The sequence below is a fragment of the Dethiosulfatarculus sandiegensis genome (assembly GCF_000931935.2).
GTDB lineage: Bacteria > Desulfobacterota > Desulfarculia > Desulfarculales > Desulfarculaceae > Dethiosulfatarculus > Dethiosulfatarculus sandiegensis.
The window spans coordinates 107,483-123,319 of the sequence record NZ_AZAC01000023.1 but is presented as its reverse complement, the minus strand read 5'-3'; the positions used below and the strand labels follow the sequence as shown (position 1 = coordinate 123,319).

Genomic DNA, 15,837 nt, shown 5'->3' with positions numbered 1-15,837 from the left:
GCACCGGTTTCTTTTAAGGAGATAAAAATGAAAAAAATTTTGGTCACAAGACGCATACCCCAGCCTGCCCTGGATCTTTTCGGGAATATGGATGGCGTGGAACTGGTGGTCTCGCCCCATGACCGCCCGCTTGCCAGGCAGGAGCTTCTCGATATGAGTCAGGGAGCCACGGCCGTACTTTCCATGCTGGTGGACAAGATCGACGCGGATTACATGGATAGGTGCCCCGATGTGAAGATTGTGGCCAACTTTGCGGTCGGCTTTGACAATATAGATTTGGAAGCGGCCAGGGAACGGAAAGTGATTGTGGCCAACACCCCGGATGTGGTCACAGATGCCACGGCTGATATGGCCCTGGCCCTGATGCTCGGCGTGGCCCGGCGGCTGGTTGAGGGCGACCAGCTGGTGCGTAAGGGCGAATTCAAGGGCACCTCTCCCATGTTCATGCTTGGTGTCGACCTTAAGGGCAAGACTCTGGGCATCTACGGCATGGGCCGTATTGGCCTGGCCGTGGCCAGAAGGGCGCGGGCCTTTGGCATGAATATCGTTTACACCAAGCGAACACCAGACCCCGAGGCAGAGGCGGAACTCGGCGCCAGGTACCTTTCCTTTGATGAGTTTTTGGCTGCTTCTGACTTTGTCTCTGTTAACGCCCCTCTCACAGAGCAGACCAAAGGCGCCTTTAACTACCAGGCCTTCGGCAAGATGAAAAAAACCGCCTATGTGATCAACACCGCCAGGGGACCCTTGATCAAGGAAGCGGATCTGGTCAAGGCGCTTTCCGAAGGCCTCATAGCCGGAGCCGGGCTGGATGTCTATGAAAAGGAGCCTTTGGTGCATCAGGGCCTTTTGGATATGCCCAATGTACTGTTGGCGCCCCATGCCGGAACCGCCACCTGGGAGACCCGTTGCGATATTGGCAGCACGGCGGCTGAAAATATCATCGCCTATCTGAAAGGGGAGGAAATCCCCCACAGGGTGGTTTAACTTGCATTTAGCTGTCCGACTCATGTAAAATTAATATTTTACGGGGTCGAGACAGTTTTTTTCCGTTTGGTTACAGTAAACTTTGCTCCACGGCTTGACAGGCGCCATGTGTGCAGCCATAATCAAATTCTGTCTTCGGGCCCATAGCTCAGTTGGTAGAGCCTCCGGCTCATAACCGGATAGTCCCTGGTTCGAGGCCAGGTGGGCCCACCAAAATTTAAGGAGTAGGCCATATGGAAACCGCTTATGTGCATAGGGAAAGATCCCGAAAATGCACAAAAGCGTCGGACACGGCCTGAAAAGGGGCGCCTCAGCGAGGGGCGCCCACTTTATTGCCCTCATGACTGAGCATACTAAATACATAAATGTGGCCCAGGTGGCACAAATCATGGAGGAATGGGCTCCAGCCTGGACTGCCGAACCCTGGGACAGGGTAGGCCTTCTGGCCGGAAACCCCAAGGCGGAGGCCCGGAAAATCTGGGTGGCCCTGGAGTTGGACGAAATCCTCCTGAAAAAGGCCTTGGCCGCGAATGTAGACTTACTTTTGACACACCATCCCCCTCTTTTTAAACCACTGGAAAATTTGCGCACGGATAACCCGCAGACCGACCGGTTGATCAGGGCCGTGGCCGGAGGGCTTTCTCTTTTTGCCGCTCACACCAATCTGGATGCGGCCCCCGGCGGGGTTAACGATGCCTTGGCCGAGCGCTTGAGCCTTGTTGAAACCAGGCCCTTGGAAGAGATCAAAAAAGGCATGGCCAAACTGGTCACCTTTGTGCCCGAGCAGGAATTGGGATCAGTCAAAGATGCTCTTTTCAAAAAAGGAGCTGGCCGTATAGGCCAGTACAATGAATGTGCCTTCACCACCTTAGGTGAAGGCTCTTTTTTTGCGCCGGAGGGGCGAACCCCCTATCTCGGCAACCCGGGCGGCAGAAACCGGGTGCGTGAATGCAGACTTGAAACCGTGGTCCCTTCGGCCGAATTGGGAGCGGTTATAAAGGCCCTATACCAGGCCCATCCCTATGAAGAACCGGCTTTTGATATCTATGAACTCAAGCAGGGTCCTTCCGGATTTGGCCTGGGCAGGGTGGGCAGTTTGCCCGAACCCTTGAAAGGTAAGGAATTTTTGGAATTGGCTGCGCGCAAGTTGGGTGCGACCCACGGCGCTTTTGCAGGACCTGTTCCGGAAAAAGTAGATAAGGTTGCTGTGTTGGGCGGCTCAGGCGGTGATTTCATCGACCGGGCGGCGTCCAGCGGAGCTCAGGTATTGGTAACCGGCGAAGCAGGCTATCACCAGGGTGAAAGGGCTTGGGACCTTGGCATATGCCTATTGGTGCTGGGTCATTTTCAGACCGAGGAAATCGTCGTATTGCCATGGGCAACTCAATTGGCCGCCCGCATAAAAGCCAGCGGTTTTGAGGCTGAGGTAACGCCCTGGACCAAGGGCCGCGACCCCTGGCGGCCCGTATTCGAAGAATAGAAGGAGGCAAATTTTGCTGGAGCAGTTGAAGCTTCTGGTTAAGCTCCAAAAATTGGACAAAACTCTTTACGATCTCACCCAGGAGCTGGAAGCCATTCCCCAGCGCCTGGAGGAGCTGAGTCAAGCGGAAGAAGTCCTGACCAGTAATTTGGAACAGAACCAGGCGGTCCTCTCAGAGATTGAGAGCAAGCGCAAGCTTATGGAGACCGAGAACGATCAGATCCAGGCCAGGGTTCGCAAGGCCGAGTCCCGGCTCATGTCTTCCAAAAACCAGCGTGAGTACCGGGCCGCGACCGCCGAGATTCAAGAGGGGAAGGATACGGTAAAGGGAAACGAAGAAGTCCTTTTATCACTCATGGAAGATCAGGAAGCCTTAAAGGCCCAGATCGCCGAGATTGAGGGGCGTTTAAAGACCATCACCGCAGACGCCGATGAGCAGAAAGAGGTTCTTTCCAAAAGGTCCGCCGAAATTCAGACTCAGGTGGATAAGCTTGGCAAGAACAGAGGCGGCCTGACCAAGGGTATTGATTTCGATCTCATGGATCGTTACGACTTTATCCGCGAAAACCGCCAAGGCGTGGCCCTGGCCCCTGTGAGCAAAGGGGTCTGTGGAGTCTGCCACATGCGCATTCCTCCCCAACAGTTTAATGAACTTCAGCGCATGGACCGCATCATGGATTGCCCTTCCTGCCGTCGTTTGATCTACTGGGCAGATGCGGAGACCCTGAACGGGGCTGACGACGAATGAGCCCGCTAGGCTCCGCGAAAAGGCCCGGCCCTGAATTGGTGCTCCATTCAGACGGCGCCAGCCGGGGAAATCCCGGCGAGGCCGGGGCTGGGGCGGTCCTCTATGACAAAGAGGGCGGAGAAGTCAGGGCCCTGACCCGCTACCTGGGTAAAGTGACTAATAATGTAGCGGAATATCAAGGTCTTATCCTGGGTGTCAAGGCAGCTTTGGAATTGGAAGTCGCCTCCCTTTCCGTGCGCCTGGATTCGGAACTCCTGGTTAAACAGTTAAACGGTCAATACCGAGTTAAAAGCCCGCTTTTAAAACCTTTGTTCGATGAAGTCAAGACCCTGTTGCAGGGCATTGAACAGGTGGATATTATTCATGTAAGGCGAGAGTTTAACAAAAGGGCCGATGAGTTGGCCAACCAGGCCATAGACCGGAGATAGGGTCTTTTGATCAGGACCTTTTGACTGGGCAGGCCCTTTGAGGTCTGACTGGGTTTGTTTTTAAGCTAAGCGGGACAGAGTCGGCCGGATGACCGCCGGCTTTAGCAATAAGGCGAGAGGAAAGTCCGAGCACTGAAGGGCAGGGTGCTGGCTAACGGCCAGGGGGGGTGACCCCATGGACAGTGCCACAGAAAACAGACCGCCGTCTTCCTTTGGAAGGCGGTAAGGGTGAAACGGTGAGGTAAGAGCTCACCAGTCCGGGCGGCGACGTCCGGAGCTAGGCAAACCCCACCCAGTGCAAAACCAAATAGGGAGGTGTTAAGGGCTGCCCGTCCGATACCTCCGGGTAGGTTGCTTGAGGCGTCGGGTAACCGGCGTCCTAGAGGAATGGTCATCGCCCGGCTTTTTAGCCGGGAACAGAACTCGGCTTACAGGCCGACTCTGTCCCCTTTTTTCAAGGTTTTCTCAGTCGGCCTTGGAATTCCGTTAAAAAAAGGAAGCTGATCTTGGCTCAACCATTGGTGGCCATTGGGGTCCGTCTGGCCCGTTTTCCGGAGTTCACAACCCTGGGGCTTCGCCCCAATCTGGAAGATTATCCGCCGGAGCATTTGGAGCTTATCCAAAATGCCCGGCGGATTTTTTATCCCACAGATGCCTTTGCCCTGCAGCTCAGCGCCATGGGCAAGGGTATTTATCCCTCTTTGGAGTGTCATTTGCTGGAGGGGGATAAGATAAAGCAAACCACTTTGTTCAACCTTCTGGGGTTGGACCATCCCCGCACCAGGGTTTTTTACGGTAAACAGGCACAGGCAATCACCGATTATTTCAGCTTTCCCTTTGTGGCCAAAAAAGCCAGGGGCTCCGCCCTGGGCAAAGGGGTTTATCTGGTTCGCAATCAGGCAGAGCTAAACGCCTATCTGCTTGACAACAGCCCGGCCTATATCCAGGAGTATTTACCGATAAAAAGGGATATACGGGTTATTGTTTTGGGGTTTGAGCCGCTTTTGGCCTATTGGCGCTGGAGCCAGCCCGAGGATTTCCGCACCAATGTGGCCCGGGGCGGCCAGGTGGATTTTGAAGGCGTGCCCGACTCTGCCGTGGAACTGGCTGTGGAAGCGGCCAGAAGCGCCAACTTGAACGAAGTGGGGGTTGATGTGGCCTTTTGGCAAGGCAAACCTTACCTGCTTGAGTTTAATGTTAAATTCGGTCATCATGGCCCCGGACTGGCAGGCATTGATATACCGGGTGTGATTGCGCAAAGGATAATTGCAGGTGAACTGTGAAAAGGGGGCGGATCAAAAGATGACTCTTTTCCAGCTTATGAATTCAGATATAAAGGCCAAGGCGCTTTGGCTCTATGGAAGCGATTCCAGGGGGGATCTGCTCAAGGTCCTTCTTACCGACGGCACCTTTGCCATGCTCATGTACCGTTTCATGCAGGCCAGCCATAAGACGGGGCTATTTCCCTTTACCATGCTGTTTAACAAGCTGATAACCTGGTTCGGCGGCTGTGTAATCGGAAGAGGCGCGGATTTCGGGCCGGGATTTGTGCTTATCCACGCTCTGGGTGTGGTGATAAACACAAATGTGCAAGGCGGCAGCCACGTATATCTGGAACACCAGGTGACCATTGGGGCTGAAAAGGGCATGGCCCCCGTCTTGGGCAATCACATATTTGTGGGGGCGGGTGCCAAAATCCTCGGTCCGGTCAAGGTGGGGGATCAGGTTCGGGTTGGGGCCAATGCCGTTGTCCTGGAAGATGTGCCGGATAATGCAACCTGCGTCGGCGTTCCTGCCAAAAATATCTTAAAGGAAAAGCAGAATTAAAAATCTGCCTTTACCTCACCCGCAAAAAAGAAAACCGGCCGGATTTAAGTTGATCCGACCGGTTTTTTTCATGTCCTGTTATGGTCTATTGGGGAATGGTCTTGAATTTTTCAGCGTTTTTCATGAGTGCGATAACCGGTTCCATGCCATAAGGCGATCTTTGCTCAATGGCCTTGAGCACAGAGCCTCCGCCGGTAAAAAAATAATATTGGGCATCGTCCTGCACGGACAGGTAAAGGCCCGGGCAAAGATCCTTGAATTCCTGCAGGGTGTCTCCTCCACCATAAAGTTTGTTGGCCTCGCGGTTGGCGTCAATGGTGGTGTCCAAGGCCCTGGAACCGTCTGTGAAGTGGGGAGTGAAGCCCATGACCGCATTGACAAATATGGTCCTGGCCCGGCCCAAGACTTCCTTTACCTTCGGGTCCTCGAAACTGGCCGAGTCTATATCCAAGATGTAATTCAGCTCCCGGCCGGGTTTCAGGTCTTCAACCCTGAGGGTGCGGAAGGCGTTTTCTTCCCTGCCGAGCAGGTCGCTCTCCACAATCAGGGGAAGCTCTAAGATCTTGCCCTGCTCTTTGTCTTTTTTCACAAGCTCCCCGGCCGCTTCTATGTCGGTGTCACTGACTCCCTTGATCTTGACCCCGTACTTGGCGCAAAGGTAGGTGTTATAGATCACCCCTCCCAGAATCAGGTAATCCACCTGTTCGTACATGGCGTTTAAGGGGCCTATCTTGGTGTCATACTTGGCCCCGGCCACCACACCCACAAAGGGCCGCTCGGGTTTCAGCACCTGCTCCAAGTTGTTCAACTCGGCCTGCATGAGCCAGCCTGCATAACTTGGCAAATGATAAGTTATATCCAGGGTGGAGGCATGGGGCTGCCAAGAGCCAAAGGCATCGTTCACATAGATATCGGCCAGCCCGGCCAATTGCAGGGCCAATGACTCCCTGGCCTCGCCTTTTTGCTCCTCGCCTGCAAACCAGCGGGTGTTCGGTAGATAGATTCCGCCTATCCTCCCCTGTTCAAGCTCCCGGATGGCCAGGTTGATGCTGGTGTCAATGGCCTGGATGCCTTTTTCCGTGGCCCTGAATTCGGGCACCATAAAGCGGCTGTGCAGTTTGGATTCCAGGTATTCCACAATCGGTCTTACCGAACTGGAATCGTCCACTTTTATGTCACCGGTTTTTTTGTCCCTGGGCCTGCCCACATGGGTCATTAGTATGGGCCTGCCGCCTTGCTGCACAATGTAAAACAAGGTGCCTATGGTTCGGTCAATGCGGTACGGGTCTCTTATTTCGCCTTTTTTGACCACATTGTGATCAAATCTGACCAATACGACCTTGTTTTTAAGGTCCGCCTGCTGCAAAAGGGGCAGGCCGGGGTCCAGGTTTTGGCCGGTCATGTTAAACCTCCTTTTACTTGCGTCTCCACTTGCCCGAATTTTCCTGAATCCACCAGCCGCCGCGGGCCTTGTTGCGCCATTGGTCGGCAAATATTCCCTGAATTTTTCCAATTTGGTTTGGTTTTATATTCAGGGCCTTGGCCACTTCCTTGTAAAGGGCGTTTCTGGCCATGTTGTCTGCGTTGACCAGCCTTTTCAAGTTGGCCACATCACGCATGTTAAGTCCCTTGGTGTCACGCACGGCCAACATGCCGTCTTTGGTTATGCCAACATTGCCCTGGTTGTAGTATTTGGCCAGTTTTTGATGGTTGCCAGCGATCTTGCTCTTAAGCGCCCTGATTGAGGCGTTGCTTACAGTAGTGGCGCTGGCTGCGTGAGCTTCCCTGGGCGCCAAAAAAGCCAGCACCTGGCGCAGAAGCGAACTGGTCTGCTCTTTTTTTGGCGCTGGTTTTTGTTTTTCATCGCCCTTGTAAACTTCGTCTACAATCTCGTCCGCGAGCTTTTCGACTTTGGCGGCCGGAAAATAGATATTCACGGTTACGCAGGCCGAGGCCAGTAGCATCATGCCCATTACTATCAGGCTGCGGGACCTGAGTATTTGCCGCATACCATCTCCTTGGTTTTGGTAATCGGGTTAAAACTTATCCTTATATAGAGTACACCTGATTACCCGGTCGCGGTCAAACGGTTTGGCGGCTGCGATCCGCCTGTTTTACCTGTTTGACAAATTCGGCCAGTTTTGAATGATCCTTTCTACCGGGGCAAAGCTCCACACCGCTTGATACATCCACGGCAAATGGTTTGACCAGGTCGATTGCCCGGGTCACGTTTTCGTGATTCAATCCCCCGGCCAGGGTTATGGGCCTTTGGGCTGAAATACCAATTGCCAGGGACCAGTCAAAGGCCAGGCCCGTGCCTCCTGGTTTGGCCGGATGAAAGGTATCCAGCAAAAGGGCGCAGTTTGGGTAGACTCCCGGCTTGGGCTTATGATCGGGCCTGATTTTAAGGGCCTTGATCACCCCGGGGCCAAGTTGTTTTGCGGTTTGTTCGTCTTCCCGGCCGTGAAGCTGAATGTGGTCAAAGCCGCACCAGTTTTTAAGATAAAGCATTTCCTTTAACGGATAATCCACAAAAAGCCCCACTGTGCTCACAAATGGCGGGAGGCATCCTATAATTCGGCGGGCCAGATCAGGGGTCACCTGACGCGGGCTTGGGGCCAGCACAAAGCCCAGGGCATCCACCCCCAGGGAGACGGCTTTTTGCGCGTCGTCAGGGTTGGTGATGCCGCACACCTTGATTCTGGTTCTGAATTCCATTTCTCACACAGCCATAAGACGTCTTTTATTGGAGACCTCGACCAGCTGGTTCAGTTTGGCCAGGGCCTCGCCCTGATCAATGGCGCCGGCGGCCAGGAGCATGCCTTGCTTGAAGTCTTCGGCCTTGCCCGCGGCTTTAAGGGCGACAGCCGCGTTCATAAGCACCATATCCCTGGCCGGTCCCGCTTCACCGTTTAAGACTGCCAGGGTTATTTTTTTGCTCTGTTGAGGGGTTTCGCAGGTTATTGCCCTGGGGTCTGTGGGAGTGAGTCCCAGGTCTTGGGGGTGGAGCGTTTCCAGGCTTACATCCTTGCCGTCAAAAAAAGCCATATGGGTGGGGCCGGTCAAGGTTACCTCGTCATAGCCGCCCTGTCCGTGCACCACATAGGCCTTTTCCGCACCCAGCCGTCCAATGACCCGGGCCAGGGGAGCCACCAGCTCCTGGTCATAGACTCCAACTAAAAGAACCTTGGCCCTGGCCGGATTGGTCAAGGGGCCCAAAAGGTTGAAGATGGTGCGCACCCCCAGCTCCCTGCGGGGCGGCATGGCATGGCGCATGGCCGGATGCAGGGGCGGGGCGTATAAAAAGCCGATCCCCACCTGATCCACACAGGCCGCCAAGTCATGGGGATCCATCTCCAGGCGCACCCCCAGGGCCTCCAATAGATCGGCGCTGCCGCATTTACCGCTTACCGCCCGGTTGCCGTGTTTGGCCACCCTGAGTCCGGCCCCTGCCAGGACAAAAGACGTTGTGGTGGAGACATTGAAGCTTGCGCTTTGGTCTCCGCCTGTGCCCACAATATCCACCAGAGGGTCGTCTGAGGTTGATTCACGGCAGATCACCGGCTCGGCATGGGAACTCATAGCCCTGGCTGCTCCGGTTATTTCGGCAATGGTTTCCCCTTTGATCCTGAGCCCCATCAAAAGGGCGGCAATCTGGGCCGGGGTTGCCTGTCCCTCCATGATGAGGGTCATAACCTCCATCATCTCTTTTTCGGTCAGGTCGGTTCCCCGGCTCAATTGCGCAATGGCTTTTTTGATCATTTTTCTTCCTTTACTTTTAAAAACAAAAAAAGGCCGCGGGCAGATTGTTTGGTCTGCCCGCGGCCTTGCGGCACGCTTTCCCCGGTTTTCAGCCGGATTTCAGACAGACCACCTCCCCGGGCCACGCCACCAGTAAAGGCGGGTGGCTACAGTTAAGGCGGTCTGAATGAAGATTGTTTTCATCTTGTTTTGTCTAAGCTCCAAATAAAAAAAAGGCCCTGGACAGCTTTTGTCTGTCCAGGGCCTTTTAAAGTGCTCTATTTGGAATCAGGGTTTAAGCACTCCCGGCTAAAGGACAGACTACACCTGTGATCTGCCAGAAGCTCGGCCAGGAATTGTTGTGCTGCATATTGCTTTCCCTGTTAAAAAACATTTTTAGTTTTCATATCTGAAAAAGTGTTATGGGTCAAGTGAAGAATTTTATTTTCTTTTTCAGGGCAAGGGCTCCTCTCCCCTGGGATAGGACCCAAATACCCGCATCATATAGCTGGCATTTTTAAGCTCGGCCAAGGCTTCGGCTGCGGCCGGATCGTCCTTGTGCCCCAGAAAATCCACAAAAAAGGCGTATTCCCAACGCCGGTTTTTACAGGGCCTGGACTCCACTTTGGTGAGGTTTAAGTCCGCCCTGGCAAATATATCCAGGGCCCGGTTCAGAGAACCCGGCCTGTGGGGCACCATAAAGGCCAGTGAGGTCTTATCATTACCCGTGGTCGGGCAGTCTTTTTTGGTAAGCACCAAAAAGCGGGTTAAATTACCCGGATCGTCTTGAATGGAATCGGCCAAAACATTGAGGCCCCGGCTCTGGGCGGCCAGGAGGCTGGCAATGGCAGCTGCGTTTTTTTCCTGGGCCGCGATTGCGGCGGCCTTGGCGGTGCTGGCCGTCTCCACCAGGATTGCCGTGGGCAGGTTACGGTTTAGCCAATGGGTGCATTGGGCCAGGGCCTGAGGGTGGGAATAAACCTTTTCCACCTGTTCGATCTTCACATCCGCGCCTATCAGGTTGTGGCGGATAAGGGTGAAGATTTCACCACTTACCTTCAGGCTTGAGGTGTAAAGACGGTCCAGGGTCTGACCCACTCCGCCCTCGGTCGAGTTTTCCACCGGCACCACTCCCACCTGGGCCAGGCCTTTTTCCACCTGGTCAAAAACCTGGCTGATGGTGGGTTGGGGCAGGCACATGCAGGCTTTTCCAAATCTCTGCAAGGTAGCCTGATGGCTGAAGGTCTGCAAAGGCCCCAAAAAGGCCGCCTTGAATTCACCCTGCACTCCCCGGCAGGCGCTTATGATCTCGGTAAAAACCTGTTTCAAGGTGCTCGGGGTCAGAGGTCCCTGGTTGTTTTTTATGACCCCGTCAAAGACTTCCGACTCCCGCACCGGGGCAAAGTTCGGCCGGTTCGAGCCTTTTTTCAGACCGGCTATCTCCAGGGCGGCCTCTGCCCTTTGGTTCAAAAGCTCGACAATCTGCTGGTCAATTGCGTCAATGCGTTTTCTGGGGCGGCTAAGCTCAACGCCTGTTCTTTTTGGTTCCATGTAAACGGCTTCCCGGGGACTATTGGTTTTTTGTTCTACACCTGCTTTAAAGCTGCCTGATCCGCCGGGCGGAAAGAGGGCATGGCGTTTAACTCGCCCATAAGATGGCTGAACATCTCAGGGGTGAGAGACTGGCTGCCGTCGCAAAGGGCCTGTTCCGGGTGGCAATGCACCTCCACCATCAGGCCGTCGGCCCCCACCGCCAGAACAGCCCTGGCTAAAGGCTCCACAAAGCGCCAGTGTCCGGTGGCATGGCTGGGGTCAACGATAACCGGCAGGTGGGAGCGTTCCTTGAGCACGCATACCGCGCTCAAATCCAGGGTGTTCCTGGTGGCGGTTTCAAAGGTTCGGATTCCCCTTTCGCAGAGAATGACCTGATCATTGCCGCCTGCCAGGATGTACTCTGCCGAGAGTAGAAATTCATCCAGTTTGGTCATCAGCCCGCGCTTTAAAAGCACTGGTTTATTGATTTTACCCACTTTTTTAAGTAGTGAAAAGTTTTGCACATTACGCGCGCCGATCTGGATGATATCGACATAGTCTTCTAGCAAAGGCAGCTCGTCGGCATCCATCAGCTCGGTCACCACCGGCAGGCCTGTGGCTTCCCGGGCCAGGGCCAGAAGCTTCAGCCCTTCTTCTTCCATGCCTTGGAAGCTGTAGGGGGAGGTGCGGGGTTTGTAAGCCCCGCCCCTTAAAACATGAGCCCCGGCTTGGCTGACTTTTTCGGCTGTCTCAACAAGCTGTTCCTTGCTTTCAACCGAGCAGGGCCCGGCAATTACGGCAAAGCCCGCTCCCCCGATCCGGGCAGGTCCCGCCTTTACCACGGTATCTTGGGCCCTGGCCTCGCGGCTATAGAGGAACTGGCCAGGCTTGGGTTCAATTCTTTTGACGGGCCGCACCCAGTTATTGGCGCCTTCTTGAACAACTCTCTGTTCCGACTGCATTTCAGCGGGTATCACTTTATTCCTCCCTTGCCGTGTTTTGGCTTACTGAAACTGTTTGCGCTTGGCGTATGGCTTCAATTTGAGCTATCACCCGACTGCCCGGCACTGCCTTGGCCGCGGGCCTGGTCCAGGCGGAAGCGGAACCCTCGGTGCATTGAACCTTTGTTTCCACCCATCCGTGCATCATTTTAAGCCTCCTTTTGCTGAAGACCCGGAGCAGACGCATCCTTTCCAAAACCCGTAGCCCAAACTAAAAAAGGCCATGGGCGGATGCTGTCCGCCCATGGCCTTTGGTTGGTTATTTTAAGACTTAAGCTAGTCTAAACCCTCCCCCGGCCTAGGACGGACCCTGGTAAAGTAATAAAAGCTAAAATAAAAAAAGCCCACTCCGCCATTGGCTGTGCGGATGGTCAAATTTTTATTCTGGCTTATACCCATGGTCTGTTTCCCGGCTCCCGGCTTTTTTGCCTTTTTGGGGAGAAACGTAAAAAACGCTTGTTTATTTTGTACTAGTTAAAGTGCATTTCAGCGGATTTGTCAAGCGGGAAAACTCCATTTTTTGTAAAAAAAATTATCCGGCAAGTTTTCCGCCAGATGTTCCGTTAGGGGATCTATGTAATTTTATCTTTATAATTAATAAGATACGTGGAATAGCTTTTGCTCTTTACTGCCTCTTGCTTTTTCTCCGGATTGACGGGGCCCGGCTAAATTATTCGGAGTAAATTTGCCTCAAGATTTTTTTATCTTTCCATGAGACCCGGATTTAGTTGTGGCTTGTACTGACAAGTTGTATTTTTTGGGATGGTCTGCTTGTGAGAGATCGTAATATTTTTGTAAAGAATCAAAAATAGTCTACGATTTAAGTTGATTTTTAACAGATAAGTCCGTGTACGATTATTCACCGGAAAAAGAACAAAATAATCCATTCCCAAAAAAATCTGTAAAAAAAAGTTTATAGGTTGCTTTTTATTTGTATTTTATATCCCATGTTTCTTTAAGCACCCAGCCCAAAGAAACATGGCTCAATAGCAGGGCGTTGAAAAAGCCTGGGGCGGCTTTTTCAACATCCAAATAACGTTTATTCCCGCTTGTAAAGGGCCAGCCAATCCAGCGCCATGAGATAAGAGGCCCCTCCAAATCCGGCCACAGTGCCTTGACAGACTGCTGCTATCAGAGACTTTTGCCTGAACTCCTCCCTGGCCTGGGGATTGGTCAGGTGAACCTCTATTACAGGTATCTCAAGGCACAATATCGCGTCCCTTAAGGCTACAGAGGTGTGGGTGTAGGCAGCGGCGTTAAGGATCACCCCTTGGGTTTCTTTGCCTGCCTTTTGCAGGGCATCCACCAGATCACCTTCATGATTGGACTGAAAAAAGACAAGCTCTACCCCCAGCTCGGAGGCTCTTTGCTCAAGCCTTTGGTTGATCTGTTTCAAGGTCAGGCTGCCGTAAAGGTCAGGCTCCCTCAGCCCCAGAAGATTCAGGTTGGGGCCGTTAACCACTGTGAATTTCATCTAGATTCTCCCTGTAAGGCCCTTTGGCAGAGGCAGGCGTCGGCCAGGACCAAGGCGGCCATTGCCTCTGCCACCGGCCCCACCCTGGGGCAAAGGCAGGGGTCGTGCCTGCCCTTGATCTCAATCTCCCTTTGTCTGCCGGAAAGGTCTCTGGTTGACTGGGGGCGGCTTATGGAGGGGGTGGGCTTTACTGCCAGCCTGGCCAGCAGGCTTTGGCCGCTTGAGATGCCGCCTAAGATTCCCCCCGCATGGTTGCTTAAGAATCCGTTTTCATCCATCTGGTCGTTGTTTTCGGAACCAAGCCTGGCTGCCGCCTCAAAACCGGACCCGATCTCCACGCCTTTCACCCCGCCGATGGAGAACCAGGCCCCGGCCAGGGCGGCGTCGAGCTTGTCAAACACCGGATCGCCCCAACCCGCGGGCGCCCCCCGCACCTCCACCTGGACAACCCCTCCCACGGAATCTCCCTTTTCCCTGGCCGCCAAAACTTTTTCTCCCATGGCCCGGGCCAGGTCCGGGTCTGCGGCGTGTAGGGGGTCTGTATGGCTGAATTCATAGTCGATTTTCCTGGCCTTGATTCCCCCCACAGCCACGGTGCAGGAGAAAAAGGCGATGCCCATGGGCTCCAGAAGGGCGCGGGCCAGCGCGCCCGCCGCCACCCTGGCCGCGGTTTCCCTGCCCGAGGCCCTGCCTCCGCCGGGCTGGGGCGGGATGCCGTATTTTTGAAAATAGGTGAAATCCGCATGACCGGGCCTGAAGACCTCGGCCAAGTCCCGGTAGTCTTTGCTTCTGGCGTTTTTATTGCGCACCAAAAGGGCAATAGGCGAGCCCAGGGATTTTCCTTGGGATACACCAGAGAGTATCTCCACCTGGTCCGCCTCTTTGCGGGCCGAGACCATGGCGGAACCGCCCGGCCTGCGGCGGTCCATTTCCCTTTGAATGCGTTTTTGGTCTATCAAAAGCCCGGCCGGAAGCCCGTCGACCAGCACTCCCAGGGCTGGTCCGTGGGACTCGCCAAAGGTGGAGACCTTAAGCTGTTTGCCGAATACGCTGGACATCACCGGCCCCCCTTAAGTTCCAGAATGGCTGATTCAAGCTCCCCTTGGCTTACATCGTCGGCCAAAAGGGGCCTGCCCTTGGCGTTTAGCAGCACAAAACTCACCTTGCCCCCCTGGTTTTTCTTGTCGTGCTGCATCACCCGCCAAATATCCTGCACCGAGGGCCATTGCATCTTGGCCGGGGTGAGCTGATCCAGGGCGGCAATCATCTGGTTTGCCTGGTGTTCTTCTATCAGCCCCCTTTTGAGGCAGAGCCTGGCGATAACCTTGATGCCCTGGGCCACGCAAACCCCGTGACTGGGCCTGGGTTTTACCAGGGCCTCCAGGGCGTGCCCAACCGTGTGACCCAGGTTAAGCACCTTGCGCAGGCCGGATTCGGTGAAGTCCTTTTCCACCACCAGGGCCTTGGCCCGGGCGGAATAGTTAACCAGCCTGGCCAGTTGGGGAATGTCGCCCTTTAACAGGGTCTTGATCCGGGCCTCGGCAAACTCGGCCAGGGGAGGGGAGGCCACCAGACCGGTTTTGTAGGCCTCGGTTATGCCTTCGGCCCTGCGGGAGCGGGGCAGGGTGGTGAGCGCCTTCAAATCTAGGATCACCGCCTCAGGCCTGGTGAAAAGGCCCACCTGGTTTTTTTCACCATCTAAGTTCACCGCCGCCTTGCCTCCTATGGCTGCATCCGTGCAGCCCAGAAGGCTGGTTGAGGCCAGGATGAAGTTCATGCCCCTTTTATAGGTGGCCGCCACAAATGCGCCCAGGTCCGTGATCACCCCTCCGCCCAGGGCCAGCAAAAGATCGCCTCTTTCCACCTGGTTATTCAGCATTTCCTTGTAGACCTTTTCGGCTGAGCGCAAGGTCTTGCTGCGTTCACCAGGGGGCAGGGTGATTACCAGGGGGTTCTCCAGCCGGGCTGTGTAGCGCTCAAGATGAAGCCCGGCCAGGTTGCGGTCTGTGAGAATCACCACCTTTCTGGATTTAAGCAGGGGTTTCAGGGCCTGGGGCCCTTGCCAGGTGCTGATTATTTGGGTTGCCTGATCAGCCAGCTTAAGGGTGAAGCTGTCTTCAGGCAGTTCATGGGTCAGGATCGTTTCCACTATATCCTCCACCGGCTGATCGGCGTTTACCAAAAGATCACAATCCAGGTAGGCCTTTTGCCTGGCCTTGAAAAGTCCTTCCAAGGCTGCCTGGTTCTGCCAAAGGGGGCGTTCGTCCCTTTCGGCCGGGCTGAGTCTGGCCTTGCATTTTTCCAGGTTGAGTTCGAGGTTTACGATGCTGCCGCCGGCCCTCATCAAAGAGCGGTTCTCCGCCCTTTGGGCCAGGCCCCCGCCTGTGGCCACCACCAGGCCCTTGGCCCGGCTAAGGCGTTTCAGCTGGCTGGTTTCACTTTCACGAAAGGCCTCCTCCCCCAGGCGGGCAAAGGCCTCTTGGGCGTTCATGCCCAAGGCATCACGCACCAGGTCGTCCATATCCAGAAATTTACGCCCCAGTGCCCGGGCCAGGGATTTGCCCACCGTGGTCTTGCCCGCGGCCATAAAGCCTGTGAGGTAGAGGTTTTTGTTCACG

The 15,837-nt window shown here is 54.6% G+C and carries 16 protein-coding genes, 1 tRNA gene and 1 other RNA gene; 8 read left to right on the top strand and 10 right to left on the bottom strand.

Annotated features, from left to right (window positions below; translation table 11 throughout):
* Window positions 1-27 precede the first annotated feature (27 nt).
* The 8 genes from X474_RS15660 to X474_RS15630 all read left to right on the top strand — a co-directional run bounded on the left by X474_RS15660 (window position 28) and on the right by X474_RS15630 (window position 5,470).
* The gene (locus X474_RS15660) at window positions 28-987 is read left to right on the top strand and encodes a 2-hydroxyacid dehydrogenase (protein WP_044350183.1); all 960 of its coding nucleotides are present in this window, start codon (window positions 28-30) and stop codon (window positions 985-987) included.
* A gap of 137 nt (window positions 988-1,124) precedes the next feature.
* A tRNA-Ile gene (locus X474_RS15655) sits at window positions 1,125-1,200 on the top strand.
* A 58-nt stretch (window positions 1,201-1,258) separates the two neighbouring features.
* Window positions 1,259-2,467 carry a Nif3-like dinuclear metal center hexameric protein gene (locus X474_RS15650; protein ID WP_052515280.1) on the top strand — a complete coding sequence of 403 codons (1,209 nt, stop codon included), beginning with the start codon at window positions 1,259-1,261 and terminating at the stop codon, window positions 2,465-2,467.
* Between the two features lie 13 nt (window positions 2,468-2,480).
* Window positions 2,481-3,215, top strand: coding sequence for a zinc ribbon domain-containing protein (locus tag X474_RS15645; RefSeq protein ID WP_044350181.1), 735 nt, complete (start codon window positions 2,481-2,483; stop codon window positions 3,213-3,215).
* Window positions 3,212-3,643, top strand: coding sequence for a ribonuclease HI family protein (locus X474_RS15640; RefSeq protein WP_044350179.1), 432 nt, complete (start codon window positions 3,212-3,214; stop codon window positions 3,641-3,643). The genes X474_RS15645 and X474_RS15640 overlap by 4 nt, the downstream gene beginning before the upstream one ends.
* A 76-nt stretch (window positions 3,644-3,719) precedes the next feature.
* Window positions 3,720-4,090: RNase P RNA component class A (gene rnpB, locus X474_RS15750), an RNA gene on the top strand.
* Window positions 4,091-4,149: 59 nt separating this feature from the next.
* Window positions 4,150-4,926: an ATP-grasp domain-containing protein gene (locus X474_RS15635; RefSeq protein WP_044350178.1), complete on the top strand. Its 777-nt coding sequence runs from the start codon at window positions 4,150-4,152 to the stop codon at window positions 4,924-4,926.
* Window positions 4,916-5,470 carry a serine O-acetyltransferase gene (locus X474_RS15630; RefSeq protein ID WP_231688340.1) on the top strand — a complete coding sequence of 185 codons (555 nt, stop codon included), beginning with the start codon at window positions 4,916-4,918 and terminating at the stop codon, window positions 5,468-5,470. The genes X474_RS15635 and X474_RS15630 overlap by 11 nt, the downstream gene beginning before the upstream one ends.
* Before the next feature lie 85 nt (window positions 5,471-5,555).
* Here the strand turns inward: X474_RS15630 and X474_RS15625 are convergent, their stop codons facing one another.
* The 10 genes from X474_RS15625 to X474_RS15585 all read right to left on the bottom strand — a co-directional run bounded on the left by X474_RS15625 (window position 5,556) and on the right by X474_RS15585 (window position 15,836).
* Window positions 5,556-6,872, bottom strand: a complete 1,317-nt coding sequence (locus X474_RS15625; protein ID WP_044350177.1) for a phosphoglycerate kinase — start codon at window positions 6,870-6,872, stop codon at window positions 5,556-5,558.
* Window positions 6,873-6,885: 13 nt separating this feature from the next.
* Window positions 6,886-7,479 (bottom strand): DUF1318 domain-containing protein, encoded by a 594-nt coding sequence (locus X474_RS15620; RefSeq protein ID WP_052515279.1) that lies wholly within the window; start codon window positions 7,477-7,479, stop codon window positions 6,886-6,888.
* Window positions 7,480-7,552: 73 nt separating this feature from the next.
* The gene (locus X474_RS15615) at window positions 7,553-8,188 is read right to left on the bottom strand and encodes a phosphoribosylanthranilate isomerase (RefSeq protein ID WP_044350176.1); all 636 of its coding nucleotides are present in this window, start codon (window positions 8,186-8,188) and stop codon (window positions 7,553-7,555) included.
* Between the two features lie 3 nt (window positions 8,189-8,191).
* On the bottom strand, window positions 8,192-9,232 hold the full coding sequence (gene trpD / locus X474_RS15610; RefSeq protein ID WP_044350175.1) for an anthranilate phosphoribosyltransferase: 1,041 nt from the start codon (window positions 9,230-9,232) through the stop codon (window positions 8,192-8,194).
* 432 nt (window positions 9,233-9,664) lie between these two features.
* Complete coding sequence (gene pheA / locus X474_RS15605; protein ID WP_044350174.1) at window positions 9,665-10,762, bottom strand: prephenate dehydratase; 1,098 nt, start codon at window positions 10,760-10,762, stop codon at window positions 9,665-9,667.
* Between the two features lie 35 nt (window positions 10,763-10,797).
* Window positions 10,798-11,706: a 3-deoxy-7-phosphoheptulonate synthase gene (gene aroF / locus X474_RS15600; protein WP_082464418.1), complete on the bottom strand. Its 909-nt coding sequence runs from the start codon at window positions 11,704-11,706 to the stop codon at window positions 10,798-10,800.
* Between the two features lie 16 nt (window positions 11,707-11,722).
* Entirely contained in the window at window positions 11,723-11,893 is a 171-nt protein-coding gene (locus X474_RS26225; protein ID WP_156360792.1) for a hypothetical protein, read from the bottom strand.
* A gap of 891 nt (window positions 11,894-12,784) precedes the next feature.
* Complete coding sequence (gene aroQ / locus X474_RS15595) at window positions 12,785-13,219, bottom strand: type II 3-dehydroquinate dehydratase (RefSeq protein WP_044350173.1); 435 nt, start codon at window positions 13,217-13,219, stop codon at window positions 12,785-12,787.
* On the bottom strand, window positions 13,216-14,277 hold the full coding sequence (gene aroC / locus X474_RS15590; RefSeq protein ID WP_044350172.1) for a chorismate synthase: 1,062 nt from the start codon (window positions 14,275-14,277) through the stop codon (window positions 13,216-13,218). Before aroC ends, aroQ begins: the two co-directional genes overlap by 4 nt.
* Window positions 14,277-15,836, bottom strand: coding sequence for a bifunctional shikimate kinase/3-dehydroquinate synthase (locus X474_RS15585; RefSeq protein ID WP_044350171.1), 1,560 nt, complete (start codon window positions 15,834-15,836; stop codon window positions 14,277-14,279). Before X474_RS15585 ends, aroC begins: the two co-directional genes overlap by 1 nt.
* Between the last annotated feature and the right edge of the window lies 1 nt (window position 15,837).